The sequence below is a fragment of the Pedobacter sp. AC190 genome (assembly GCF_979258025.1).
On the sequence record NZ_OZ409824.1, the window covers coordinates 114,684 to 141,388 of the forward strand.

The window sequence follows — 26,705 nt, forward strand, 5'->3', positions numbered from 1 at the left end:
TGTTATTCTATTTAACAATAATTTTTTAGATGAAAAATTTAATACTCTCCTTACTGTTTTTTGTAAGCTTAGCTACGTACGCTCAGAAAAAATATAATGTTAATGAGATTCCCGACCCAAAGAGATTAGGGCAAGACTATTACGTAAGCGATCCCGATGGGATTTTAAGCAATGTAGATTCGTTAAACAGACTCATAACTCGTATAGAAAAACAAACTAAAACCGAAATTGCAGTTGTAGTTGTAAAAGATTTCGACGACAATCTTGATGAGTTTGAATTTGGGATGCAATTGTTTAGAAAATGGGGAATTGGCAAAAAAGAGGTTAACAATGGCTTGCTATTATTCGCTTCCATTGACAGAAGAAAATATCGATTTATTACAGGTTACGGATTAGAAGGTTTATTACCAGATGTTAAGTTAAAACATATTGCAGAAAGAAATTTATTGCCTGCATTTAGAACTCAGAATTATGATGATGGCATTGCAAATTCACTAAATGCAATTGCCGATTTTTTAAATAACCCAAATAATTCAGCAGAAATACAATCTTTAATTGCCGAAACAAATAAAAGCAAAAACGAATGGAAAGACCCCACAATTTATTCTGGGGTTATTATATCGCTTTTCATTCTTGCATTTATTTACCTCAAAAAGAAATTACCTTCTTATAAAATTAAAAAAAATAAAATTACTATAAACTCCTATGATAAGGCTTTAGCGGGTGGTTGTGGAGGGTTATTCCTCATTGCTTTTGTTTCTTTTTTTGTTTGGGCATTTATATTCGAGTTTAAAAACGTCGGGCTAAACTCAACCAGTATTCCAATAATAATATATATCGTCTTATCGCTGTTTTTTTTCTTTAGATATTTGGGAGCACTTTCTACATTGAGAAAAATGCATGTTGATGATGAAAATTTCTTTAATGCAGCTAAAGAACTAAATAAAAAAGTTTGGCCATTAGCAATACTCTCTCCTCTTGTTTTATTCGGGATTTTAAAAAACGCAAATACTAGGAGTAAGTTATCTTCGAGATTTACACCATTATTAGATAGTAATAATAATAACATGATCCGTGTGGATAGAGATATTAATGTCGAAGGAAAACCATTTTTAAACAAAGGTCAACGCAAGGAAGAAATACTTTTTGTTTACGATTATGCCATTTGGGAAAGCCAAAATCACAAAGAGCACCGAATAAAAGCCTGGCCAGCAGAAAACTTTAGCGATTTTAGTGAATGTCCAAAATGTAAATTCAAAACTTTATCAAAACCTAAAGTAGAAACCGTAAGAAGAGCAACGTACAGTAATAAAGGCGAAGGGAAAGAGATTCAGGAATGTTCCAATTGCAACCATGAAATTTTCATTAAAACTGTTGTACTGGCAATGCTTGTTGAAAGTTCCTCTTCTTCGAGTAGCAGCAGTTCTTCATCATCAAGCAGCTCATCATCAAGCAGTGGTAGCTGGGGCGGTGGTAGTAGCGGCGGCGGTGGCTCTGGAGGAAGTTGGTAATCATGATTACGTTTGAAAATGATTCCGTTCTTTTACAAGGCTTATTAAAAGTATTTCCTAATTTTGGAGCTCTTTAGCACGATGTTTGCTCTTAGCGTGGTGCAATATTTTACTTATTTGCTTTGCAGAAATACCAAAATTATGACTAGAATTTTCTTTTTACTACTTGCTTTTTCTTTTTTTTCGAACCGATTAGCAGCACAAGATACTTATAAAGTGACCGCCGATCAGTTACGTGTTAGAGCGAGCAGCGACCCAAAAAGTAAAGTAGTAGGTAACATTTCGCAAAATGAAAATGTAACGGTTTTAGACGCTAGCAATGCTAAGTTCTATAAAATCAAGTTAAAAAATGGTGAAGGCTGGGTAAGTAAAGATTTCGTTCAAAAGATTGCAGCTCCACAACCTGCTACGCCACAATCCGCTTCTACAGCACCATCAACCCAAGCCCCTGCTACTACGCCTGTTGCTGATGTAATCTATCGCGTTACAACCGACAATTTGAGAGTAAGGCAAAAGGCTGATCCAAAAAGTAAAGTGATTGGTTACCTTCCAGAAAATGAAAATGTTGCTGTAATTGATTCGGCTGATGCCAGTTACTTTAAAATAAAAGTAACCAACGGCGAAGGTTGGGTGAGCAAGGAGTTTTTAGTTCGAATTTCACCACTGTTAAAACCAATTGATAACAAAGCGGCAGTTTCTGCTTCTATACCTCAATCTGCAGAAAATTATTCAAATATTATTTTCTTCGGTGTGGTTGCCTTGATACTAATTGTTATTTTGTACTTCTCGCTAAAATATGCCAGCGGAAACAAATTTTTAATTGCTTTTGCTACAATTGTTATACTGGTAATTGGTTACTTCTGTTTTATAACTTTTGTAAAAGAAAAAACGGTTTCGGGTACATTTAGCAGTAGCGAAGATATACAGTATAAGGTCTTTAATTTTAAATCTAAAGACTCGGTTTTAGTTCAGGATGCTTATACTGACTCGGCTTTTACCTCTAAATATGTTATTGATGGTGATATGATTAAATTATACGACCAGCAAAACACCATCATGCTTTTAATAAGAGATGATAACACGCTAATTGGAGAGGGTTTTACCAGAGGGATATTTACAAAGAAATAGACTATAATTTGTATATTTGATATTATGAAAGTTTTACTCGAAATACCTGATCATAAAGCGACTTCGTTAATGGAAGTATTGAATAGCATTCCTTATGTTAAAGCAAAAACAATTATTGAACCAAAAGAACTTTTAAAAGCAGAAATTAAGGAAGCAGTGGAAGAACTGAAGCTGATACGACAAGGAAAGTTGAAGGGCATATCTGCAGAAGAATTGCTTAATGATTTATAATATAATTGCAGTTCCTAGCTTTAGAAAAGAACTTAAAAAACTTGCGAAAAAATACCGCTCTTTAAAGGATGAAATGACATCCCTGTTTAGCAGTCTTGAAAAGAATCCTACTGCAGGCACCGCAATTGGAAAAAATTGCTACAAAATTCGAATTGCAATTGCATCAAAAGGCAAAGGAAAATCTGGTGGGGCTAGAATTATAACCAACTTCATTGTAACTGATTCAACTGTTTATTTACTTTCTATTTATGATAAATCTGAAAAAGATAATATTTCAGATAAGGAACTGATAGAGCTGTTGGCTGAAATTTCTGAATAGTCTAAATCATTATTCATTAGCTTAATATTGTTTATTTCTTAGATTGTCCATTCAAAATAAACCTGGTAGCAGAGGAAGCCCCCGATTTTTCTTCGGGGCTATAGCGAATAACAGGACTGCTTCGACCGAAGAATTGCTGAATGCTCATTTTCAAATCATTATATAAAATACGCAAGAAAAACCCACCTCTGTTAAAATATCGGAGAAGGCGCTCTGAAAGAAAGGAATTCCAAAATGCCTGTTTTTTGCACCCAATCTTGATACTTGATACTTAATACTTGCTACTACTTTTCTAATAACCTAAAAATCAGCAACATTTATTAAAAAAATCTTTTCTATTAATTAAAATATTTTTACCTTTGCTGTCCCTAAATAGGGAAAAAAGGAGATAATTAATTAATGGCTAAAAAACAAGTAGCAGAAAAAGAATTAGCAGCTAAAACAGCTGAGCTTCAGGGAGAAGGCGGACGTCTGACTGAAAAAGAAACTATTGAATCAGAAGCTGATTCAGTTTCGATCGAATCGATCAAATCATCATTAGCAACACCAACGGAAGATTTCGATTGGGATGCAGATGAAAAAGTTTTCGGAAATTACAATGACGCAGACCGTAAAAAGTTTGAAGATATGTATGCTGGAACATTCAATCAAATCACTAAAGGTGAAATCATTAGCGGTATCGTTGTTTCAATTAACAACAAAGATGTAGTATTAAACGTTGGTTTTAAATCAGACGGTTTAGTTTCTACTTCAGAATTCCGTGATACACCAGATTTAAAAATCGGCGATTCAGTTGACGTTTTCGTTGAAGCACCAGAAGATGCTAACGGTCAATTGATCCTTTCTCGCAAAAGAGCTAAAACTCAAAGATCTTGGGAAGCGATTAACGAGGCTCTTGAAAATGATAGAATCATCAATGGTTTCGTTAAGAGCCGTACTAAAGGTGGTTTAATTGTTGATATCATGGGTGTTGAAGCTTTCTTACCAGGTTCTCAAATTGATATTAAACCTATCCGTGATTACGATGTTTACGTTGGTAAAACAATGGAATTCAAAGTTGTTAAAATTAACCATGAGTTTAAAAACGTTGTAGTTTCTCATAAAGTGTTAATCGAAGACGATTTAGAATCACAAAAAGTAGAAATCGTTTCTAAATTAGAAAAAGGACAGGTATTAGAAGGTACTGTTAAAAATATTACTGATTTCGGTGTGTTCATCGATTTAGGTGGTGTTGATGGTTTACTTCACATTACTGATATTTCTTGGGGCCGCATAGAGCATCCAAAAGAAGTATTATCATTAGATGAAAAAATCAACGTGGTTGTTTTAGATTTCGATGATGAGAAAAAACGTATCGCTTTAGGTTTAAAACAATTAACTCCACACCCTTGGGAGAACTTAAGCACTGACATTCAAGTTGGTTCTAAAGTAAAAGGAAAAATCGTAACTGTTGCAGATTACGGTGCTTTCTTAGAAATCATCCCAGGTGTTGAAGGTTTAATACACGTTTCTGAAATGAGCTGGTCACAAAACTTAAGAAATCCACAAGAATTCTTAAAAGTTGGTGATGAGATCGAAGCTGAAGTTTTAACTTTAGATAGAGACGAGCGCAAAATGAGCTTAGGTATTAAACAATTATCTAACGATCCATGGCAAGAAGTTGCTGCTAAATTCCCTGTTGGAAGCAAGCACAAAGCAACTGTTAAAAACATGACTAACTTCGGTGTTTTTGTTGAAATCGAAGAAGGTATCGATGGTTTAATCCACATCTCTGATTTATCTTGGTCTAAAAAAGTAAACCACCCTAACGAATTCACTAAGGTTGGTGATGTATTAGACGTAGTTGTTTTAGAATTAGACGTTGATAACCGTAAATTAAGTTTAGGTCACAAACAATTGGAGGAAAACCCTTGGGATACTTTCGAAACGATCTTCACTTTAGATTCGGTTCACCAAGGAACAGTTGTTAAAGTAACTGATAAAGGTGCTGTTATTGCTTTACCATACGGTGTAGAAGGTTTCGTACCAACTAAACACATGGTTAAAGAAGATGGTACTTCAGTTAAAGCTGAAGAAACTAACGACTTCAAAATTATCGAGTTTAACAAAGAAGCTAAACGCATCGTTGTTTCTCACGCTCGTATTTGGGAAGAAGTTAAAGCTGAAGTTTTAGCAGAAGAACGTGCTACTAAGAAAAAAGAAGCAAAAGCATCTGTAACTGCAGTTAAAAAAGTTAAAGATTCTGTAGAGAAATCTACTTTAGGAGATTTAGACGTATTAGCTCAATTGAAATCGCAATTAGAAGGCGAAGAAAGTAAAGCTAAAAAAGGCTAGTTCTTTTTAACTAAATATATTAATCCCGATAGCGAAAGTTATCGGGATTTTTTTGTTCCTATTTTTTACCACGGAAACACAGAATACACTGAATTTTCAGAAGGTCATCATTGTGATGAAGCTATTTCAGCCGACGAAGCAATCTCAGTTTCAATATAAAAGCGACATGAGCTTATATTTTCTTAATGTCTTAATGGTTCAAATAATTTGAAAACGAAAGTCAGCACTCATCGGTAACTCCTGCCCCGCTGTCCGATCAATCTTTTTTTAAACTCCTGTCATGCTGAGCCTGTCGAAGTACAACAAAAAAGGATTTCCCTCCCATCGGGTTTAGGTAACATCAATAATTCGTTCTCCCAAACCTTTTACTTTCATCCGATTAGAATTACTACTTTTGAAAAGGAAAACCATTCTATTATGAAGAAGATTATCTTTTTGTTTTTATCATTTGCTTTTTGCAACAGTCTATCTGCTCAAGAAGTAAATATTATCCCGCAGCCAGTAAATATTAAGACTGGATTAAGCACAGAAAAATTTATTATTGATAAAAGCACAGAAATTATTTCAAGTGATTCTTTATCCAACTCAGCTTTATTTCTACAAAGTTATATTCAAAAATATTACGACCTAAAACTTCGGATTAACCCAAATTCAACAAGTAAGAAAAATATAATCAAACTAGAAATAGTTACGCGATTACTAAAAAGTTCGAACGAATATGAACTTGTAAGCAACTACGATCAAACAATAATTTATGCCAATTCTGAAAATGGACTTTTTTATGGTATACAAACTTTAATTCAATTGCTACCTGATGTAAAATCAGCATCGCTTCAAATTCCAGCGGTTTCCATTACAGATTATCCCCGCTTCGATTACCGTGGAATGCATTTGGATGTAAGTCGCCATTTTTTTGAAGTTGAATTTATCAAGCAGTACATCGATTATTTAGCACTACATAAAATGAACTATTTCCATTGGCATTTAACCGATGATCATGGCTGGAGAATTGAGATTAAGAAATATCCAAAACTCACAGAAATTGGCGCCTGGCGTGATGGTAGTATTGTTGGATTATGGCCAGGAAAAGGAAATGAAAACATTAAATATCAGGTTTTGCCAACAGGGATTAATATTACTCCAAAAGATGCCGTGATCAAAACGGATGGGCTTAAACATGGTGGCTTTTACACACAAGAACAAATAAAAGACGTAGTTGAATACGCTGCTAAACGCTACATCATCATCATTCCAGAAATCGAGATGCCAGCCCATAGCATGGCTTTGCTGGCGGCATATCCCGAATTAGGAACCGAACCCAACAAAAAATATGAGGTAGCCCAAACCTGGGGTATGATGAATAAATACAATAACGTTTTGCAAGCATCAGATACTACATTTAAATTTTTAGAAAACGTATTAACCGAAGTAATGGATTTATTCCCATCGCAATACATTCACATCGGTGGTGACGAGGCTTCGAAAGTTTGGTGGAAACAATCAGCGGTTTCGCAACAAATTATGAAAGCAAATGGGCTTAAAAATGAGAGTGAACTGCAAAGTTATTTCATCCAAAGGATTGAGAAATTTGTAAATAGCAAAGGCAAAACCATTATCGGCTGGAACGAAATTCTACAAGGTGGCCTGGCTCCAAATGCTATTGTAATGAGTTGGCAAGGCGAAAAAGGTGGTATTGAGGCTGCAAAACAAAATCATAAAGCCATTATGACTCCTGAAAACAAAATGTATTTCAACCACGGTCAATTTGCAAAAGAAGATAGCTTAACCGCAAGTACACCATCTTTACTAGCCGATGTTTACAACTACGAACCAGTACCAGCAGAATTAAATGCAGAACAGGCAAAATACATTTGGGGCGGACAAGGTTGTTTATGGAGCGAGTATATTACCAATCCAGCAAAAGTGCAATATCAATTATTTCCGCGATTAGATGCCTTGAGCGAAATTTTATGGAGTCCGAAGGAAAAACGCAATTACCCTAATTTTCAAAAACGCTTGAAAACACAGTTTAAAAGATACGATTTAATGGGAATCACCTATTCCAAGCGTTACCTCGAAAATTAATTTTCATTTTCTGTAATTTATTAATGCCCAATGCTTACTAACTGTTCAAATAAATTTAATAAGCAATGGATAACCGAAACTCAAAATTTGGCCTGACAGGATTTTTACTTATAATCGCCAGCCTGGAAACTACATCTCCGTATATAAAATATTTTCTTATAACGATGGCTGTTATATTTTTAATACGAGATATCGCCCGCTATCAAAAGGACTCTAAAGCCAATCGTTTATTAAAAGGTAAATAAGCAACATGATTGAAAAATCTTACCTAAACAAATTGGAAGAACATAAAGGTATTATCTATAAAATGATAAACCTTTATGCCGATGATGGAGAAGACCGTAAAGATTTGTATCAGGAAATTATTTACCAAAGTTGGAGTGCCTATCCGCGTTTTAAAGGCGAGGCAAAATTCTCTACCTGGCTCTACAAAATCAGTCTAAATGTTTCGCTCTCTTTTTTGAGTAAAAAGAAAAAACAAATTCAAATCAAGAATCCTGATTCGTTCGACTATTATTTCGAACCTCCAGAATTATCAGAACGGGCAGACTGGCTTTACCGATGCATCCGAAAGCTAACAGACATCGACAGAAGTATAATTATGCTGCATTTAGATGGCTTCGACAATACAGAAATTAGCGAAATGATTGGTTTATCACGGAATAATACAAATGTTAAACTTCATCGCATTAAACAACAACTGGCTTCACTTTTAACAGGGAAATAAAATGAACTTAGAACAAGAATGGCAAAACCTTAGTACCGAATTTAATAGCAAAGCAGAAAAAATCGATATTACAAAAATTAGTATCGACGAAAAGTCTCATACGCTGCTGCAAGATTTATTGTTTAAACTAAAATGGAAACTAAGGTGGATTAGAATTATAGATATTCCAATTTTAGTGATGTCTTTTATTGCTAAAGGCGATTTAAGATTTTTACTCTTATTCGTATTTATCACCTACGAAACATTTAGAGCACTCGGTGTAATCAAGTTCAAAAAGATTAAAACAGGTGTTGATTATAATTCGAATACCAAACAGGTACTTATCGATAATTACAACGCAATTAAAGAGATTTTAAAGGGAGAATCTATTTATGGATACATTTTTTTACCTCTTGCTGGGCCAACAGGATTGTTAGCTTATAAACTTTACGTACATCAATCTTTTGAGAAAGTAATTGGCCTGCCAGGTTTTTTACCCCAAATTTTGATACTGACTCTGGTGGGCATACCGTTTATTTATATTGCAAAGAAAATGAACGACAGTATTTTTGTTAAACCATTAAACGATTTGAAGAACAAAATAACCGAACTTTCTTAAAATTCGATCTAAACCATTTTGGCAACAATGATGCAATTTATTGCCCAAATTGTAAAATAGTTATTTCATAATCATTTTATTATATACATCGCTTTATTCAGTTTGTTAAGCTCCTAGTAAATGAAGGCATTATAACACAAGATGAATTTGATGCTAAGAAAAAAGAATTGTTAAGTCGATTTTAATTCTTAACCATCAAATCTACATGCTTTTTTAGCTAAAAGACCAAAGAAATTCTCACAATACTTAAACCAAATATTATAGTATGAAAAAAGTTATCGGAGCATTAATTGTTTTACACAGCATATCATTTATTGGTGTTTTGATATTAAGAGTTTGGGATATTTACCTAATAAGCATAGATAAAATTATTAATAGCGGCTACACAATTGGCCTATTGGGTGCTTTAATCATTATTTTAATTATTTCATATGGCGCATTTTTCAGCAGCAATGGTAAAGGATATAATAAGAAGATCGGCAACAATGCACATCCAAAGTTGTAAGAAAAAATAACTTAGTCGTAAAATTTATTTTTTAGCGCTGGCGTTGGTACCCAGCAAGTTTCCTGCTTGCCCCACCATTTGTAACGGTTTTTAGCAACAAGATCATAAACCCAATCGCGGATAAACTTAGGCACAATAATAAACCCATAAAGCAACGGCCAAATACCATTTAGTTTTTTAGCTACACGTAACGCCGAAGAAGATTTTGTATAAAGTTTACCATCTTCCAATAGCAATGTTGAGTTTAAACTGCTCGGATTTACATTGAATTTTGGTAAAACCGCTTTCGCATAATCACCTTGTAAGGCACTGAATTTGAAATAATTTTCTTGATCATGCTCAATTACAAACTGAACCGAAGCATTGCAAAGGTTACAAACACCATCGAAAAAGATTACTGGTTGCGCTTTCATTATGATGTAAATTTACACTTTTAGCCTGAGTAATCTAAACCTGGCAGCAACGGAAATACTTTTAAAATTGCAGCAGCCAGGGATATGGAGTCTTGCTGAGGCACGAAGCATCTGCAACCGATGAAACAGATGCTTCAGGCCCTAGCAATTCAGAGGTTTTTAAAAGATTGTAGTGAATGACAGGACTGCTGGAACCGATAAGCACAATAAATTGCTTTTCAAAGAATTGAAATTATAGAAGTTATTTATAGATTTTAATATTTGAAAATGAACATTTTAGCAAGATGAAGTTAAAACAATCTAACTTCGCCTTTCCTACCTTAAAACATTTTTATATATTTGCCCAATCCTTCTTCAATGCAAAAGAAAACACTTCTTGACGGACAAAAAATTCAAATTACAATTAAGAGGCTTTGCCATCAATTAATTGAAAACCACGACGATTTCGCAAATACCGTTTTAATTGGCATTCAGCCTAGAGGCCCCTTTTTAGCCGATCGAATTCAAACTGAACTTCAGGGTATTTTAAAAAGCAAGAAAATTTTAAAGGGAAACCTTGATATTACTTTCTTTAGAGACGATTTTCGCCGTAAGGATGGTTTGGTAACAGCCAGCAGTAATTCAATAGATTTTATAATCGAAGGTAAAAAAGTAATCTTAATCGACGATGTACTTTGGACAGGCAGAACAATAAGAGCAGCGCTTGATGCTTTGCTTGCTTATGGCCGCCCGGAAAAAGTTGAATTATTGGTTTTAATTGACCGTAGATTTAGCAGACATTTACCAATAGAACCCGATTACATTGGCTTACAGGTAGATAGCTTAAACTCGCAGCATGTAAAAGTTACCTGGGCGAGTGAAGGAGCAGAAGACAAAGTTTTATTATTATCAGATAAACAATAAGTAAAAAATGGCAGCAGACAAACTATCAACCCGACATCTTTTAGGCATTAAAGATATTAACCGGAATGATATCGAATTAATTTTCGAAACTGCAGATAATTTTAAGGAAGTGATTAACAGACCTATTAAAAAGGTTCCTTCGCTTCGTGATATTACCATTGCCAACATTTTCTTCGAAAACTCTACCCGTACAAAACTTTCTTTCGAACTTGCCGAAAAAAGACTTTCGGCAGATGTTGTAAATTTTGCAGCCTCTTCCTCATCTGTAAGCAAAGGCGAAACCTTAATTGATACGGTGAACAACATTCTATCGATGAAAGTTGATATGGTTGTAATGCGTCATCCGTACGCTGGCGCTGGTCAGTTTTTAAGCAGACACATTAAAGCTCAAATTGTAAACGCTGGAGATGGCGCACACGAACATCCGACACAAGCATTGCTTGATGCTTTTTCAATACGCCAGAAATTAGGAGATGTTGCAGGTAAAAAAGTTGTAATTGTTGGCGACATTTTGCACTCGAGAGTTGCAATTTCGAATATACTATGCTTACAACGTTTAGGTGCAGAAGTTATGGTTTGCGGTCCGACTACGTTAATTCCTAAGCACATTCATCAACTGGGTGTTAAGGTAGAGCATAACTTAATTAAGGCCCTAAATTGGTGCGATGTAGCAAACATGCTTCGCATCCAGCTAGAACGTCAAGACATTAAATATTTCCCATCGCAAAGAGAATATGCAATGATGTACGGCTTAAATAAACAAATTTTAGATAATCTGGATAAAGAAATCATTGTAATGCACCCTGGCCCGATTAATCGTGGTGTAGAGATTACCAGTGATGTTGCAGATAGCAAGCAATCAATTATTTTAGAGCAAGTAGAAAATGGAGTTGCTGTTAGAATGGCCGTACTTTATCTATTGGCAAGTCAAGGATAAATTGGTTCATTAGTCATTATTTACTAGCGATCGACATAATTTAGCAAATTAGACTTTGATTAATCGTTAACTTACTTCACAATTGATCGACTAGCCAGTTCGGCTCATTGCACCAATGACCATTGAACCATTGAAAGAGCTTAATTTTCCACATTTACATTTCTTCCATACCAATTCGAAAATCCATTCGTTAAACTTGTGTTATCCACAGATGTTAATTACTTCTGTTGATAAGCATTGATACTATTTATAATTTAGTACCAACCATATTTGAAACCGATGCAAAATAAATACTTACTAATTCCGCTATTTTTAGCAGGAAGTTTTAGCACTTATGCGCAAGTTAGCGCTGTGCAAAACCTCAATAAAAACTATCAAACGGGCTTAGAATTATTAGACAAAGAGAAATATACTGCTGCTTCGCAACAGTTTAAACTTGTTGAACAACAACGTTTTAAACCCGCTTCTCAATCAGAAAGCAATGCCGAATTATCTTTATTAAAAGAGAATGCAAAATTCTATGCTGCCGTTTGTGCTTTAGAATTAACCAATACGGATGCCGAGAGCTTATTCCAGGCATTTATTCGCGATTATCCGTTAAATCCGAACACAAAACTGGCTTACTTTTATGTAGGTAAAACATATTTCAATCAAAAAAACTACGAAAAAGCATTAGAGTGGTTTGAAAAAACCGATCCTTCTACCCTTTCTGGCAAACAAAGAAATGAGTACCAGTTTAAACAGGGTTATGCTTATTTCCAGTTAAAAAACTATGATAAGGCTGAACCGCTTTTTGAAAAAGTAAAGAAAGAGGAAGGTGAATTTCAGGAAAGTGCAACATACTACTTTGCTTACATTAACTACCTGAACAAGGAGTATAAAACGGCCTTAGCAAATTTCGAAAAACTAAAAGGCTCGCCAACTTACGAAGCCAGTTATCCTTATTACATCACTTCGATGTATTATTTAGATGAGCGTTACGATGATGTAATCAGCTATGCGATACCTGCAATGGCAAAAACCAAACAGCAGTTTGAGCCTGAAATGTTAAGTTTAGTTGCTGCTTCTTATTTCGCAAAATCTGATTTTAAAAATGCAGAAAAGTATTTCGCTGAATTTTATGCTAAAGATAAAAGCGATACTAAAAACAACTTATTTATTTACCAGTATGGCTACTCTTTGTTTCAAAATAAAAAGTACAAAGAGTCTGTTGCTATTTTAGAAAAACTAAATACCGACGATGTTTACCTTCAAAATGGTATGCATACTTTAGGTAAGGCATTTATTCAACTTGGAAATAAAGAGAAAGCACAAAGTGCATTTTTCCGTGCCTCACGCTTGGATTTTGATAAAATTATCCAGGAGGAATCGTGGTTAAATTATGCTAAATTAAGCTACGAATTAAATTTCCATCAACAAGCATTAGAGGCTACACAAGGCTTCCTGAAACAATTTCCAAAATCAAGAAAAATTAACGAAGCTAAAATTTTATTAGGCGAGGTTTTATTAACCACTAAAAATTATCAGGCAGCTGTTGATATTTTAGAGCCTATTCCTGATAAAAATTTAGAAGCAAAAGAAGCTTATCAAAAAGTAACCTATTTCCGTGGATTAGAATTTTATAACGAAAGAGCCTTCCCTAATGCTTTATCAATGTTTTTACGTTCTGAGAAATTCCCAGAAGACAATGAGATTCATGCATTAAGTACCTACTGGAAAGCAGAATCAATGTACGAGCTACGAAAATTCGGAGAAGCGGTTACCACTTTCGAAAAATTCTTAAAAATGCCCGATGCTGATAAAACTGGTGTTTACAATTTTGCAAACTATGCTTTGGCCTACTCGGCTTTCGAAGATGAAAAATATGGCAAAGCAGCCACCTATTTCGAACGCTTTTTAGCTGGCAGTGATAAAGATCAGAAAACAATTGATGATGCAACCATTCGTTTAGCCGATTCGTATTTTGTAAATAAAAGCTATGGCAATGCCATGAGCAATTACGATAAAATTATTAGTCGTAAAACAAGTGCAGAAGATTACGCCATTTTCCAAAAGGGCATGATTCAGGGATTGGAAAATCAATACGATACAAAAATTGCAACCATGCAAAGTTTGCTGCAAAAATTCCCTAACTCAAACTACGCAGATGATGCAGGTTTTGAAACGGCCTACACTTACTTCAATAAAGGCGATTTAGAGAAATCAAAAACCGATTTAGTTGGCTTAGTGGCTAAATATCCGCACAGCAGTTACGTACCAAAAGCATTGGTTACCATTGGTTTGGTTCAATACAACCAAGATCAGGATGATGCTGCTTTAGAATCCTTCAAAAAGGTAATCCGCGATTATCCAAGTGCCGATGAAGCTAAGCAAGCCATGGAATCCATCAAAAACATTTATGTAGATAAAGGTGATGCTAATGGTTTTATTACTTACGCTGGTACAACACCGCTTGGTAACTATTCAAATGCAGAACAAGATAACATCGTTTTTGCTGCTGCCAATACGTTATACTTAAAAGGTGATGCAAATGGCGCACTACAGGCTATTAATGCTTATTTTGATAAATTCCCTAAATCTATTCACGATAAGGAAGGCAAGTTTATCAGGGCAGAATCTTTAGTGAAACTTGGTCGTCCAGATGATGCAATTGCAGATTACGAATATATTTTAAATGATTGGTCGAGCGATTATACCGAGCGTTCGCTATTAAGTATCTCGAAAGTTTTTCTTGACCAGAAAAAATATAACGAGGCAATAGTTTATTTAAAGCGTTTAGAAACGACTACTGATTACAAAGCGCATTACAGTTATGCCATCAACAATCTGTTAAAAGCTTATACAGCGCTTAACTCTCCTGATGATATGATTAAATATGCTCAGCTTACTAAAGGATCAGAAAAAGCATCAGAAGAAGAGAAAAACAGTTCTGGCTTATATGCAGGTAAAGCTTACTTATTAAAAGGCGATACGACAACAGCTGTAAAAGAATTTAAAAATGTTGTTGCAAGCACTAAAACAATTGCAGCTGCAGAAGCTAAATACAATCTGGCGTTTTTAGAATACACCAAAGGTGATTATAAAACATCTTCCAAAACCTGCTTCGATTTAATTAACAATATGGCATCTTACGATTATTGGGTAGCTAAAGCTTTTATCCTATTATCTGATAACTATGTTGCATTGAAAGATAATTTACAAGCAAAAAGTACGCTTTTAAGTATCATCGATAATTACGACAACAAAAAGGATGACATCATCCCTACAGCAAAACAAAAATTAGAAAAGTTAAACCCGAAGAAGTAAAATCATGAAGTCGATTAAATATATATACAGCTCATTGTTTTTCCTTGCTGCAGGTTTAGTAACTGTTCAGGCACAAGAAAAAAAACAAGAAGAGAAAGCAACGGTAAGTGAAGAAATTGAAGTTGTCCGTCCGTACAAACCAATATTAGCAGAAGCGGTAAAGCTTAGAAGAAGCCCAAACCTGGATGATGTTAAAACTTATAAAGCAAAACTTAATTATAGTGTTACAGAAAGAAAATTAGAAATAAACAGCGACATTCAGAAACTACAGGCGCAAGCTTTGGTTGATGAAAAACAAAGCGAACTGGTTAACAATTATGTAAAAGGTGGCTTTGGTTCGTTAGCAACTTTATTAGGCGAAGTTTATGTAAATATAGGTCGCGATCCAGCCTTACAACTCGGTGGTTACTTTAAGCACTTTAGTCAGGAAGGCAAACTAAATAAACAAAATAGCAGCAATCAGCAATTCAGTGTTTTTGGTCGTAGTATTATGGCTGAGAATACAATTAGTGGCCGCATTAATTTCGAGCGTAACGGTTTGTACTTTTATGGTATTGATGATGCCCGCCCTACTTTAAACCCAAATCCACAGAAACAGGCCTTGACTTTATTCGAAGCAGAAGGTGAGTTAGTAAAAAACTATAAAGAAGACGAAAACGATTTCAGCTATGCATTGAAAGCTAATGGCTACGTTTGGAATGATAAATTCAGTGCAAAAGAAAGCTATCTAACCTTAAATGGTTATTTAAATAAAAGGATCAGCTCTTTAAACTTAGGCTTAGCCGCTTCAACAGAATTTGGGAATACAAAAGACTTAACGACAAGCGTTGGCAACAATTTATTACGTTTAAATCCTTACATCCGCTTACAGGTTAAAGGCGCAAAAGTTACGGCAGGGATTAACTTTGTTCAGGAGTTTGGTGCTTACAGCAGCTCTAGAATATTCCCAGCGGTTACTGCAGATTTTACTTTAATTCCTGATTATTTACAAGTTTTTGGAGAGGTTAAAGGTGATGTTACCCGTAACTCTATGAAAGGCTTTACCGATGAAAATCCATGGCTAAACAGCAATATTCTTGTTAAAAACACAGTTGAGAAGTTAAGCATCAGTGCTGGTGTTAAAGGAACTGGCGGACCTGGTTTTGGATACAAAGCTCGTTTCTATATAAAACAAGTTGAAGACATGCCTTTATTCATCAATAACTTTACCGATTTTAATAAGTTTGATGTGATTTATGATTTCGGAACCGCTAAAGTAACGGGCTTGGAAGGTGAAATTTCTGTTCAGGTTAGCGATGCTTTAAAATGGACTGGTAAATTAAATATCGATGATTATAAACCTGCACAAGAAACTTACAGCTGGTTTAAACCAGGTTTAAAAGTAAGCTCAAACTTTGTTTATACTTATAACAAAAAATTAAGCTTTAACGCAGCCGTTGTAATTCAGGATGATGTAAAAGCAAAATTAAATAATTCTGCTCCTGTAGCTCCATCGCAATATTTAATTCCAAACCCAGCAATAGAATCTATTGTTACAGTTAAAGGTTTTGTAGATTTAGGGGTTGGTGCAGATTACCGAATCAACAATAAATTCTCTGTTTTTGCAAAAGCGAACAACATCTTAAACAAAAATTATAACAGATACTTATTTTATCAGGTAAACGGCTTTAATATATTTGGTGGACTAACCTATTCGTTTTAAACACATTAATTTATTATTGTGTTGATTTAGAATAAAACGCTAATTTTACCAGAATGGACATCTTATTATACCTTTCCGAACTCTTAAAGCAACAATCCTCGGTTGGCATTGCCGACCTGGGTACTTTTTACAAAAAGAAATTTGCTGGCAGATACGATAAGGAGAAACAATCGTTTTTACCACCAGGTTATACATTGCAATTTACAGCAAGTTTAAAGGAAGAAAATTTACTTCCCGATTTTATTGCTGCTAAAAGAAATATATCTAAGGAAAGTGCAGAATATTATATTTCTCAATTTGTAGAAGAAACAAATAAAAAGCTTGAAGTTGAACATGAAGCGGTATTAGAAAATATAGGCCGCTTATTTTATACAGAACATGAGGGCTTAAGTTTCGAGCCCGTTAATAATGTTAATTACGGTTCTGAATTTTTTGGTTTACCAGATGTTACAGAAACCCAACTTGTTGACGAACCTGAAAAGGCCTCCCAGAGTGAAAAAAGCGTAGAGCCTCTTGATGCTGATACGAATGAAGAAGAGGTTTTTGAAGAAATTGCGGAAGCGCCAATACATATTGAAGAAGATAAAAAAGCTGAAGAACAGGTTTTTCCTATAATAGAAAATATCGAGCTTGATGAGGTTAAAGATGATTTAAAACATACGTTACCCCGCAAACAGGAAGTTGAAATTATTGAAGTTGAGCCAGAGGAAGTCAAAATTCCACTTGCAGAAGAGCCAAAAACTTATCTTAATTTAAATGAGGATGACGCAACGAAACAGTATGTTTCTGAAGCGCCCGAATTTATAAAAGAGCAACATGCCGAACATCCTAATCGTTTCGGACATGATCCTTTAGCAGAAGAAATTCTTCAGGAAGAAGAAAAATCTGTTTGGACGAAAGTTTGGATTGGCGTTGCAATTCTCATTGTTGTTGCAGCAATTATTTATTTTGCAAAACCCGATTTGTTTAACAAATCAGAACAAGTTATTGCAAAACCTGGCACGATGACATTAGATACTGCGAAAGCACAGAAAATCGATAGTGCCAAAGTTAAGCAGGATTCAATTGCAAAAACAGATAGCATCTTAAAAGCAAATCAGGTTCAAAGCAAAATAGATAGTCAAAAGGCAAAATCTATTGCAGCAGTTAGCCCACAAAAACCAGTTGAAACACCACAAAAAACAGGTGTTATAACATACGAAATAATTGGTGCTTCTTTTAAAACAACTAAAAAAGCAGAGCAATTTGTTGCACAAATGAAAGGCTACGGATTAAAAGCTAAAATTGTACCGATAGAAGGACCATACAAAAAAGTTAGCATTGCTTCTTTTAAAACAGAGAAAGAAGCACTTGATGCCCGACCAGAATTAAGCAAAAAAATAAGAATTAAAGAATTAGATATTAAACAGATAAACACACCATAATGATTGCATTATTAATTCAAGATACCACACAAGTATTACAGGATACCGCAAACGCAGTAAATCCAGCACTATCTCAACCTGCACCAGAATTGCATTTTATCGATTTGTTGTTTAAAGGTGGCTGGGTTATGGTTCCTTTAGCTTTCTTAGCTTTTTTAGCCTTGGTTATTTTTGTTGAACGTTATTTAACAATCAAAAAAGCAACTAAAGACGAATCAAACTTAATGGGCCAGATCAGGTCTTACATACAATCTGGAAATTTAGAAGGTGCTTCTGCTCTTTTGAGAAATAATAATTCTCCCCTTTCTCGCATGTTGCAAAAAGGATTAAAACGCATTGGCAGACCAATAAAAGATATTGAAGGTGCAATTGAAAATGTTGGAAAACTTGAAGTTTCCAAACTGGAAAAAAACATCAGCATTTTAGGAATTGTAGCTGGTATTGCACCAATGCTGGGTTTCGTAGGTACAATTGTTGGGGTTATCACCATTTTCCACCAGGTATCAATTAAAGGTGCTATCGAAATCGGCACCATTTCTGGTGGTTTATATACCAAAATGATCACTTCAGCTACTGGATTAATTATCGGTATTATCGCTTATGTTTTATACCACATTTTAAATATAATGGTCGAAAAAATCATCCTTAAAATGGAAACCGATGCAATTGACTTTATTGATTTATTAGAAGAACCAGGTAAATAATGAATTTAAGAAAAAGAACAAAAGGCTCTGTAGAAGTACATACATCGGCATTAAACGATATTATGTTTTTCCTGATGCTGTTTTTTCTATTGGCATCTGCGGTAGTAAATCCTCAGGTAGTTAAGTTATTATTGCCGCAGTCATCAAGTGGACAACAATCTACAGCCAAAAAAGCAGTAACTGTAAGTATAGACGAAAATTTAAATTATTTCGTTGATAAAAAACCTGCAACAGCAGAAAGTTTGCAATCGGCAGTAGAAGCTTATCAAAAACTGGCTCCAGATATGACCATAATTTTATATGTGGCTAAAAATGTTCCTGCAGAAAACATTATGGTTGCCTATGATGTGGCAAACAAACTGAAATTAAAACTTGTTTTAGCTGTAGAGCCTAAAAAGTAATGAATTACAAAGAAGAAAATAATTATCCAAAAGCAGTAGCAATATCCTCTGGGATAATGGCGCTATTGCTTGCAATTAGCTTTTTAATTGTGATTAATTCCTTCGAACCACCTGAAGATTTGGGCATGGGCGGTATGGTTGTAAATTATGGAACAGCTGAAACAGGAATGGGTGATGACTATACAAGTATTGAAGAACCATCTGCAGATCCTAATGCCAATAATAAAGCTCCCGATAAAGTTGTACCCGAAGAAAAAGTAACCGAAAACACGACTGTTGAAACTGGTGATAAGGAGATTCAAACACAAAATACAGAAGAAGCCATTAGCGTAAATACAAAACCGACCAAAACGGCGGCAAAAACCCCGACTACGGCAACTGAAGAAAAACCTTCAAAACCTGTAATCAATCAAAATGCTTTATATAAAGGCAAAAAGAGTACTGGCCAGGGTGGTGGCGATGGAACAGGTGATACCCCTGGAAATCAAGGCTCGAAAAATGGCGATCCGCTTGCTAATAATTATGGAGAAGGTGGTTCTGGCTTTGGAAATAAACCCATTGAATTAAGACGCTTTTCTAATTTGGTTACCCCTAAAGATGATGGCCAAAAAACAGGCAAAATTGCCATCAGAATTTATTTCAATAAATCGGGCGATATTACAAGAGCCAACCAGGAATTAAAAGGTTCGACCATTACAGATACAGATTTGGTTAACAAATGTATTCAGGCTGTATTAAATTCTACTTTAAATAAATCAGATATTGGAACCGATAACCAGACTGGGGTTGTCGTATTTAACTTTAAGGTGAAGTAAATATTTTATGGTCTGTGAAATGCAGACCATATCTACATTCAATATCAATTCATAATCTTTCCATTTCTTTTCATAATAATAATTTGTCAGCTTATATTTGACAACTATTATGAACTACCAGCAAACACTCGATTTTTTGTACAGTAAACTCCCTATGTTTACTCGTGTTGGCGCATCAGCTTTCAAAAAAGATTTAACCAATACCATCATTCTTTGCGAAGCTTTGGATAACCCTCAGCAAAAATTCAAAAGCATACATGTTGCTGGTACAAATGGCAAAGGCTCAACATCGCACATGTTGGCTTCTGTTTTACAGGCGCAGGGCCTTAAAACAGGTTTGTATACCTCCCCTCACCTAAAAGATTTTCGTGAACGAATTCGTATAAATGGACAAATGATTAGCAAAACAGAAGTCAAATCTTTTGTTCAGGCTAATAAAAAGTTAATTTATAAAATAGAGCCTTCATTTTTTGAAGTTACGGTTGCTATGGCTTTCGAACATTTTGCAAAACATAAGGTGGATATTGCAGTGATAGAAGTCGGTTTAGGAGGTCGCTTAGACTCTACAAATATTATTACCCCAGAAATATCTGTAATTACCAATATCAGTTTAGATCATACCAATATGCTTGGTAACACGCTTGAAGAAATTGCTGGCGAAAAAGCAGGTATCATTAAAAAAGGTATTCCGGTAGTTATTGGTGAAACTCAGGCCGAATCTCAACCCGTTTTTAATAACAAAGCCGCAAGTGTAAAAGCACCAATATATTTTGCTGATAACTTTTTAAAAGCACAAAATATTTCAGTTAAAAGTAGCAAGCTAAGTTTATCGGTTTACGAAAACAATCAAATTAAATATGCTGATCTTAAAAGTGATTTAACTGGTCTATATCAACCAAAAAACATAATTACCGTATTGAAAACACTCGAAGTTTTTAATCAGACTGCCAAAACAAAAATCGTAAAACAAGCTATTTATGATGGCTTGAAACAAGTAAAGAAATTAACCCAGCTTCAGGGTCGCTGGCAAACATTAAGCAAAAACCCTTTAGTAATTTGCGATACTGGGCATAATGAAGCTGGCATAAAAGAAGTGATTAAGAATATCGAATCTACACCTCACAAAAATCTTCACCTGGTTTTTGGAATGGTAAAAGATAAGGATATTACCAAAGTGCTGTCATTAGTTCCAAAAAATGCCACTTATTATTTCTGTAAACCGGATATTGAACGGGGACTCGATGCTAAAGAGCTGCAAGAGCAGGCCCGTGCTTTTAATTTACGAGGCGATTATTTTAATTCTGTTCAGGAAGCAAAACAGGCAGCAATAAATAAGGCAGATAAAGATGATCTAGTTTTCATCGGTGGAAGTACGTTTGTGGTTGCTGAAGCGATATAAAAACTTTACAGAAAGTTCAAACAATCTTCATCTAAAAATTCTACTTTTAGCTTTTAAACTAAAATAGAATGAAGAAAATTTCTTGCTTAATTGTTTCCCTATCCATCCTCTCCCTAACAACTGTTTCAGCTCAAACTAAAAAAGCAGCTCCAACCGCTAAAGCCTTTCCTGCAGAAGTTGCACGACCAAAATTGGTTGTAGGTTTAGTAGTCGATCAAATGCGTTGGGATTATCTATATCGTTATTACAACCGTTATTCAAACGGCGGATTTAAAAGATTAATTAACGAAGGTTTTTCGGTAGAAAATACATTCATTCCTTATACACCTACATATACGGCAGTTGGCCATACAACAATTTATACAGGTTCAGTTCCTGCAATTCATGGTATTGTGGGTAACGATTGGTATAATGTAGAAACTAAAAAAAATGTTTACTGCACGGAAGATTCATCAGTGGTAACGGTGGGTAGCACACCTTCATCTGAAGGAAATATGTCGCCAAAAAACCTTTTGGCAACTACCATAACCGACGAATTAAGATTGGCAACCAATTTCAGAGGTAAAGTTATCGGTATTTCCCTTAAAGATAGAGGCTCTATTTTGCCAGCTGGCCATGCAGCAAATGCGGCATATTGGTACCAAGGCAGCACAGGTAACTGGATTACGAGTTCATATTACATGAAAGAAGTACCAACCTGGATTGCTGATTACAACAAATTAAAACTTGCCAATAAATTTTACGCTAAAAACTGGGAAACCTTATATCCAATAAATAGCTATGTAAATAGCACAAGCGATGAGAAAGCTTACGAAGGTAAATCAAGTACTTTTCCGCATATGCTTACTCAAAATGTCGATAAAAACTTCGATGCAATCAGAAGCACACCTTATGGTAATACAATCACTTTAGACTTAGCTAAACTGGCAATCCTTTCCGAAGATTTGGGACAGGATAACATTACCGATTTCTTGGCCGTTAGCTGCTCGGCAACAGATTATGTTGGTCATGCATACGGACCAAACTCTATCGAAGCAGAAGATACTTACTTACGTTTAGATAAAGATTTTGAAGAATTTTTTAATTATCTGGATAAAAAAGTTGGTAAAGGAAATTATACTGTTTTTCTAAGTGCCGATCACGGTGTTGCTCATGTTCCAGGTTTTATGAAAGAAAATAAATTACCTGGTGGAACAGTAAGCGATAGAGATATTGTTTTTAAGCTTAATGGATTTTTAAACGATAAATTTAAGGTAAATAATGTTGTTCTTAAATCAATGAACAATCAAATCATTTTCGATCACGATAAAACCGATAACGGAACCGTAAGTTTCGATGTAATTAAGGCTGCGTCAATCGAATTCTTGAAAAGAATGGATGGTTTTGCCAATGTAGTAGACATTTCCAAGATTTCGATAGCAACGCTACCCGAAATTCAGAAAAAAATGATTACTAATGGTTACAATGCAAGAAGAAGTGGCGACTTGTATTACATATTAGATCCAAACTGGTTTAATGGTAGCAGCACAGGTACCACTCACGGAAACTGGAATCCTTACGATGCTCATATTCCTCTGGTATTTATGGGATGGGGAATTAAACCAGGCGCAACGAATAAAACGCATTACATGACAGATATTTCTGCAACCCTGGCAGCACTATTGCACATTCAAATGCCAAGTGGATGCGTGGGTGAACCAATTACCGAAATCACAAACAAATAAAACTAAGCCGACCTAACAGTCGGCTTTTTTGCTTTATTACAGTATCAATACCGTTAAAAAATGGGCAGATACCAAGTTATTATTACATTTGCATAGCCAGATATAATTTGAAAACAGAGCCGCTCTTCTGTTTCATTAAATAAATAATATGCAACAAGTAGAAATCTATAAACCCAAAAATAAAATTCGTTTTGTAACCGCTGCTTCTCTTTTCGATGGACACGATGCGACCATTAATATTATGCGCCGTATTCTTCAATCTTCAGGAGCAGAAGTTATTCATTTAGGTCATAATCGTTCTGTAGATGAAGTTGTAAATTGTGCCATTCAAGAAGATGTTCAGGGAATTGCGATGACTTCTTACCAAGGCGGACATATAGAATATTTTAAATATATGTTCGATTTACTTCAGGAAAGAGGCTCAGGACATATAAAAATATTTGCTGGCGGTGGAGGTGTAATTCTTCCTTCAGAAATTGAGGACCTCGAAGGCTATGGTATTTCTAAAATTTATTCTCCAGATGATGGCCGAAGAATGGGTTTACAGGGCATGATTAATGATATGTTAGAGAAAACTGATTTTGTAACCAAAAGCAGTATAACTGAAGAGTTAAAAACTATTCCTCAAAAAGACATTAAAGCCATTGCTGGTGCCATTACAGTTGCAGAAAACGATCCAGAGGGCGCTCAATCCTTCGTGGATGAATTGAAAAAATTATCAAAAAATAATAAAGCACCAATTCTAGGGATTACAGGAACTGGTGGTGCAGGTAAATCATCGTTAGTTGATGAACTGGTAAGACGTTTCCTCGTTGAAGTGAAAGATAAAACCCTAGCTATAATTTCTGTAGATCCATCCAAAAGAAAAACAGGCGGTGCCTTGCTTGGCGATAGAATCCGAATGAATGCAATTAATAACCCAAGGGTTTATATGCGTTCATTAGCTACAAGGCAAGCTAATTTAGCACTTTCTAAAAACGTACAGGAAAGTATCGACATTTGCAAAGCCGCAGGATATGATCTTATAATAGTAGAAACCTCTGGAATTGGCCAATCTGATACCGAAATCACAGAACATTGCGATGTTTCGCTATATGTAATGACTCCCGAATTTGGAGCTGCAACGCAGCTCGAAAAAATCGACATGCTCGACTTCGCAGATTTGGTAGCGATTAATAAATTCGATAAAAGAGGTGCTTTAGATGCACTTCGCGACGTAAGAAAACAGTATAAAAGAAATCACAATATTTTCGATGCCAAGGATCACGAAATCCCTGTTTATGGAACCATGGCCTCGCAATTTAATGATCCAGGAATGAATAATTTATTCGTTGCTTTAATGGAACAAATAAAATTAAAAACTGGAACAGATTTCAAAGCTAAAATGGAACTTACCTCCGAACAATCGGAGAAGATTTACATAATTCCACCAGATCGGATTCGTTATCTGGCTGAAATTGCAGAGTCTAGTCAAGCCTATAATGAGTGGGTTGATAAGCAATCAGGCATTGCCAGAAAAATGTATCAGCTGAAAGGCGTAATAGATTTAGCCAAAGAAAATACGTCACTTTCCATCGGGCAAGGTTTAGAAGAAGCTTACACTCATTTTGAAGAACAGTTAGATGGCGAATGCAGAAGGTTATTACGCCAATGGCCAGAAACCAAAAAGAGCTATAAAGAAGAGTTCTTCATTTATAAAGTTCGCGATAAAGAAATTAAACTTCCGTTATATTACGAGTCTCTATCCAAGCTGAACATCCCAAAAGTTTCTTTACCACGTTACGAAGATTGGGGCGATATTTTGAGGTGGTTATTAACCGAAAACTTGCCAGGAGAATTTCCTTACGCAGCTGGAGTTTTCCCGCTAAAACGCGAAGGTGAAGATCCAACACGTATGTTTGCAGGCGAAGGTGGACCAGAAAGAACAAACAAGCGTTTCCATTATGTTTCATTAGGTCAACCAGCTCATCGCTTATCAACAGCGTTTGATTCGGTAACTTTATACGGAGAAGATCCGCACATTCGCCCAGATATTTATGGTAAAATCGGAAACTCAGGTGTAAGCATTGCAACATTAGATGATGCCAAAAAACTATATTCTGGTTTCGACCTTTGTGCGCCATCTACTTCTGTATCTATGACAATTAATGGGCCCGCACCAATGCTATTGGGCTTTTTTATGAATGTGGCCATAGATCAGCAGTGTGAAAAATACATTACTGAAAACAGACTGGAAGAAGAAACCAACAAAAAGATAGAAGCCATTTATAAGGCTAAGAATATAAGCAGACCAAGTTACAGCGGAAAGCTTCCGGAGGGAAATAACGGACTTGGCCTAATGCTTCTAGGCGTTACTGGCGATCAGGTTTTACCTGCAGATGTTTACGTTAAAATTAAAGCTTACGCCATCAGTTCCGTTCGCGGAACGGTTCAGGCCGATATTTTGAAAGAAGATCAGGCACAAAATACTTGTATATTCTCTACCGAGTTCGCTTTAAGAATGATGGGCGATATTCAGAAGTATTTTATTGATGAAAAAGTCCGTAATTTCTATTCCGTGTCAATTTCAGGTTACCACATTGCCGAAGCTGGTGCGAATCCTATTTCACAATTGGCATTTACCTTAAGTAATGGTTTTACTTTTGTAGAATACTATTTAAGCAGGGGCATGCATATTGATGATTTTGCCCCAAACTTATCTTTCTTCTTCTCAAATGGCATCGATCCTGAGTATGCAGTTATTGGTCGCGTAGCCAGAAGAATATGGGCTAAAGCCATTAAAAACAAGTATAAAGGAAATGATCGTTCGCAAAAATTAAAATATCATATTCAAACTTCTGGCCGTTCTTTACACGCTCAGGAAATCGACTTTAATGATATAAGAACAACTTTACAGGCACTTTATGCAATCTACGATAACTGTAACTCCTTGCATACAAACGCTTACGACGAAGCCATTACTACTCCAACAGAAGAATCGGTGCGTAGAGCAATGGCTATTCAATTAATTATTAACCGAGAGTTAGGTCTGGCCAAAAATGAAAACCCATTACAGGGTGCTTTCATTATAGAGGAACTTACTGATCTGGTTGAAGATGCGGTTTTAGCCGAATTTAAACGGATAAACGACAGAGGTGGTGTTTTAGGTGCTATGGAAACCATGTATCAACGCGGTAAAATACAGGAAGAAAGTTTATACTATGAAACCTTAAAACATACAGGCGAGTATCCTATTGTTGGTGTAAATACCTTTCTCAATAAAAATGGCTCTCCAACAATTGTTCCAGGCGAAGTAATTCGGGCTACTGAAGAAGAAAAGCAATATCAAATTGAAACCTTAAACGAATTTCAAAATAGAAATGAAGATCAGGCAGAAGTACTTTTAAAACAATTACAGAAATCTGCCGTAGCAGGTGATAATATTTTCGAACAACTAATGGAAATATGCAAAGTTTGTTCGTTAGGGCAAATTAGTAAAGCTTTGTACGAAGTCGGCGGACAGTACAGAAGAAACATGTAAAACAAAAAAGTCCCGATTT

23 protein-coding genes are annotated in these 26,705 nt (G+C 35.4%); 22 read left to right on the top strand and 1 reads right to left on the bottom strand.

Going from position 1 to position 26,705, the window contains the following annotated elements:
- The first annotated feature begins 29 nt into the window (after positions 1 to 29).
- The 11 genes from ACZZZI_RS00600 to ACZZZI_RS00650 all read left to right on the top strand — a co-directional run bounded on the left by ACZZZI_RS00600 (position 30) and on the right by ACZZZI_RS00650 (position 9,438).
- On the top strand, positions 30 to 1,511 hold the full coding sequence (locus tag ACZZZI_RS00600; protein WP_463488309.1) for a TPM domain-containing protein: 1,482 nt from the start codon (positions 30 to 32) through the stop codon (positions 1,509 to 1,511).
- Positions 1,512 to 1,652: 141 nt separating this feature from the next.
- Positions 1,653 to 2,639, top strand: a complete 987-nt coding sequence (locus tag ACZZZI_RS00605) for an SH3 domain-containing protein (protein ID WP_463488310.1) — start codon at positions 1,653 to 1,655, stop codon at positions 2,637 to 2,639.
- A 24-nt stretch (positions 2,640 to 2,663) separates the two neighbouring features.
- Complete coding sequence (locus ACZZZI_RS00610) at positions 2,664 to 2,870, top strand: hypothetical protein (protein ID WP_316763977.1); 207 nt, start codon at positions 2,664 to 2,666, stop codon at positions 2,868 to 2,870.
- Entirely contained in the window at positions 2,860 to 3,189 is a 330-nt protein-coding gene (locus ACZZZI_RS00615; protein ID WP_463488311.1) for a type II toxin-antitoxin system RelE/ParE family toxin, read from the top strand. Before ACZZZI_RS00610 ends, ACZZZI_RS00615 begins: the two co-directional genes overlap by 11 nt.
- A 399-nt stretch (positions 3,190 to 3,588) precedes the next feature.
- Positions 3,589 to 5,523 carry a 30S ribosomal protein S1 gene (gene rpsA, locus ACZZZI_RS00620; protein ID WP_316763983.1) on the top strand — a complete coding sequence of 645 codons (1,935 nt, stop codon included), beginning with the start codon at positions 3,589 to 3,591 and terminating at the stop codon, positions 5,521 to 5,523.
- Positions 5,524 to 5,940: 417 nt separating this feature from the next.
- A complete protein-coding gene (locus ACZZZI_RS00625; protein WP_463488312.1) occupies positions 5,941 to 7,608 on the top strand; it encodes a beta-N-acetylhexosaminidase in 1,668 nt (555 codons plus the stop codon).
- A gap of 65 nt (positions 7,609 to 7,673) precedes the next feature.
- Positions 7,674 to 7,853, top strand: coding sequence for a hypothetical protein (locus ACZZZI_RS00630; RefSeq protein ID WP_463488313.1), 180 nt, complete (start codon positions 7,674 to 7,676; stop codon positions 7,851 to 7,853).
- Between the two features lie 5 nt (positions 7,854 to 7,858).
- Positions 7,859 to 8,335, top strand: a complete 477-nt coding sequence (locus ACZZZI_RS00635) for an RNA polymerase sigma factor (RefSeq protein WP_463488314.1) — start codon at positions 7,859 to 7,861, stop codon at positions 8,333 to 8,335.
- Between the two features lies 1 nt (position 8,336).
- A complete protein-coding gene (locus tag ACZZZI_RS00640; protein WP_463488315.1) occupies positions 8,337 to 8,933 on the top strand; it encodes a hypothetical protein in 597 nt (198 codons plus the stop codon).
- 95 nt (positions 8,934 to 9,028) lie between these two features.
- Positions 9,029 to 9,118, top strand: coding sequence for an SHOCT domain-containing protein (locus tag ACZZZI_RS00645; protein ID WP_316764038.1), 90 nt, complete (start codon positions 9,029 to 9,031; stop codon positions 9,116 to 9,118).
- Between the two features lie 80 nt (positions 9,119 to 9,198).
- Positions 9,199 to 9,438: a hypothetical protein gene (locus ACZZZI_RS00650; protein WP_463488316.1), complete on the top strand. Its 240-nt coding sequence runs from the start codon at positions 9,199 to 9,201 to the stop codon at positions 9,436 to 9,438.
- Positions 9,439 to 9,449: 11 nt separating this feature from the next.
- On the opposite strand, the gene ACZZZI_RS00655 is transcribed toward ACZZZI_RS00650, so the two are convergent.
- Positions 9,450 to 9,851, bottom strand: a complete 402-nt coding sequence (locus tag ACZZZI_RS00655) for a thiol-disulfide oxidoreductase DCC family protein (protein ID WP_463488317.1) — start codon at positions 9,849 to 9,851, stop codon at positions 9,450 to 9,452.
- Between the two features lie 357 nt (positions 9,852 to 10,208).
- Here ACZZZI_RS00655 and pyrR point away from each other — a divergent pair, with 357 nt between their 5' ends.
- The 11 genes from pyrR to ACZZZI_RS00710 all read left to right on the top strand — a co-directional run bounded on the left by pyrR (position 10,209) and on the right by ACZZZI_RS00710 (position 26,686).
- Complete coding sequence (gene pyrR / locus ACZZZI_RS00660; RefSeq protein WP_316764003.1) at positions 10,209 to 10,754, top strand: bifunctional pyr operon transcriptional regulator/uracil phosphoribosyltransferase PyrR; 546 nt, start codon at positions 10,209 to 10,211, stop codon at positions 10,752 to 10,754.
- Positions 10,755 to 10,761: 7 nt separating this feature from the next.
- A complete protein-coding gene (locus tag ACZZZI_RS00665; RefSeq protein WP_424056418.1) occupies positions 10,762 to 11,691 on the top strand; it encodes an aspartate carbamoyltransferase catalytic subunit in 930 nt (309 codons plus the stop codon).
- 279 nt (positions 11,692 to 11,970) lie between these two features.
- The gene (locus ACZZZI_RS00670; RefSeq protein WP_424056419.1) at positions 11,971 to 14,997 is read left to right on the top strand and encodes a tetratricopeptide repeat protein; all 3,027 of its coding nucleotides are present in this window, start codon (positions 11,971 to 11,973) and stop codon (positions 14,995 to 14,997) included.
- Positions 14,998 to 15,001: 4 nt separating this feature from the next.
- A complete protein-coding gene (locus ACZZZI_RS00675; RefSeq protein ID WP_344766103.1) occupies positions 15,002 to 16,699 on the top strand; it encodes a porin family protein in 1,698 nt (565 codons plus the stop codon).
- A 53-nt stretch (positions 16,700 to 16,752) separates the two neighbouring features.
- Positions 16,753 to 18,123, top strand: a complete 1,371-nt coding sequence (locus ACZZZI_RS00680) for an HU domain-containing protein (protein ID WP_463488318.1) — start codon at positions 16,753 to 16,755, stop codon at positions 18,121 to 18,123.
- Positions 18,123 to 18,827 carry a MotA/TolQ/ExbB proton channel family protein gene (locus ACZZZI_RS00685; protein ID WP_316764018.1) on the top strand — a complete coding sequence of 235 codons (705 nt, stop codon included), beginning with the start codon at positions 18,123 to 18,125 and terminating at the stop codon, positions 18,825 to 18,827. Before ACZZZI_RS00680 ends, ACZZZI_RS00685 begins: the two co-directional genes overlap by 1 nt.
- Positions 18,827 to 19,228 carry an ExbD/TolR family protein gene (locus ACZZZI_RS00690; protein WP_316764022.1) on the top strand — a complete coding sequence of 134 codons (402 nt, stop codon included), beginning with the start codon at positions 18,827 to 18,829 and terminating at the stop codon, positions 19,226 to 19,228. Before ACZZZI_RS00685 ends, ACZZZI_RS00690 begins: the two co-directional genes overlap by 1 nt.
- Positions 19,228 to 20,043 carry an energy transducer TonB gene (locus ACZZZI_RS00695; protein ID WP_463488319.1) on the top strand — a complete coding sequence of 272 codons (816 nt, stop codon included), beginning with the start codon at positions 19,228 to 19,230 and terminating at the stop codon, positions 20,041 to 20,043. The genes ACZZZI_RS00690 and ACZZZI_RS00695 overlap by 1 nt, the downstream gene beginning before the upstream one ends.
- A 109-nt stretch (positions 20,044 to 20,152) precedes the next feature.
- Positions 20,153 to 21,442 carry a bifunctional folylpolyglutamate synthase/dihydrofolate synthase gene (locus ACZZZI_RS00700; RefSeq protein ID WP_463488320.1) on the top strand — a complete coding sequence of 430 codons (1,290 nt, stop codon included), beginning with the start codon at positions 20,153 to 20,155 and terminating at the stop codon, positions 21,440 to 21,442.
- Between the two features lie 68 nt (positions 21,443 to 21,510).
- Positions 21,511 to 23,166 carry an alkaline phosphatase PafA gene (gene pafA, locus ACZZZI_RS00705; protein WP_463488321.1) on the top strand — a complete coding sequence of 552 codons (1,656 nt, stop codon included), beginning with the start codon at positions 21,511 to 21,513 and terminating at the stop codon, positions 23,164 to 23,166.
- A gap of 148 nt (positions 23,167 to 23,314) precedes the next feature.
- On the top strand, positions 23,315 to 26,686 hold the full coding sequence (locus ACZZZI_RS00710; protein WP_463488322.1) for a methylmalonyl-CoA mutase family protein: 3,372 nt from the start codon (positions 23,315 to 23,317) through the stop codon (positions 26,684 to 26,686).
- Positions 26,687 to 26,705: the final 19 nt, after the last annotated feature.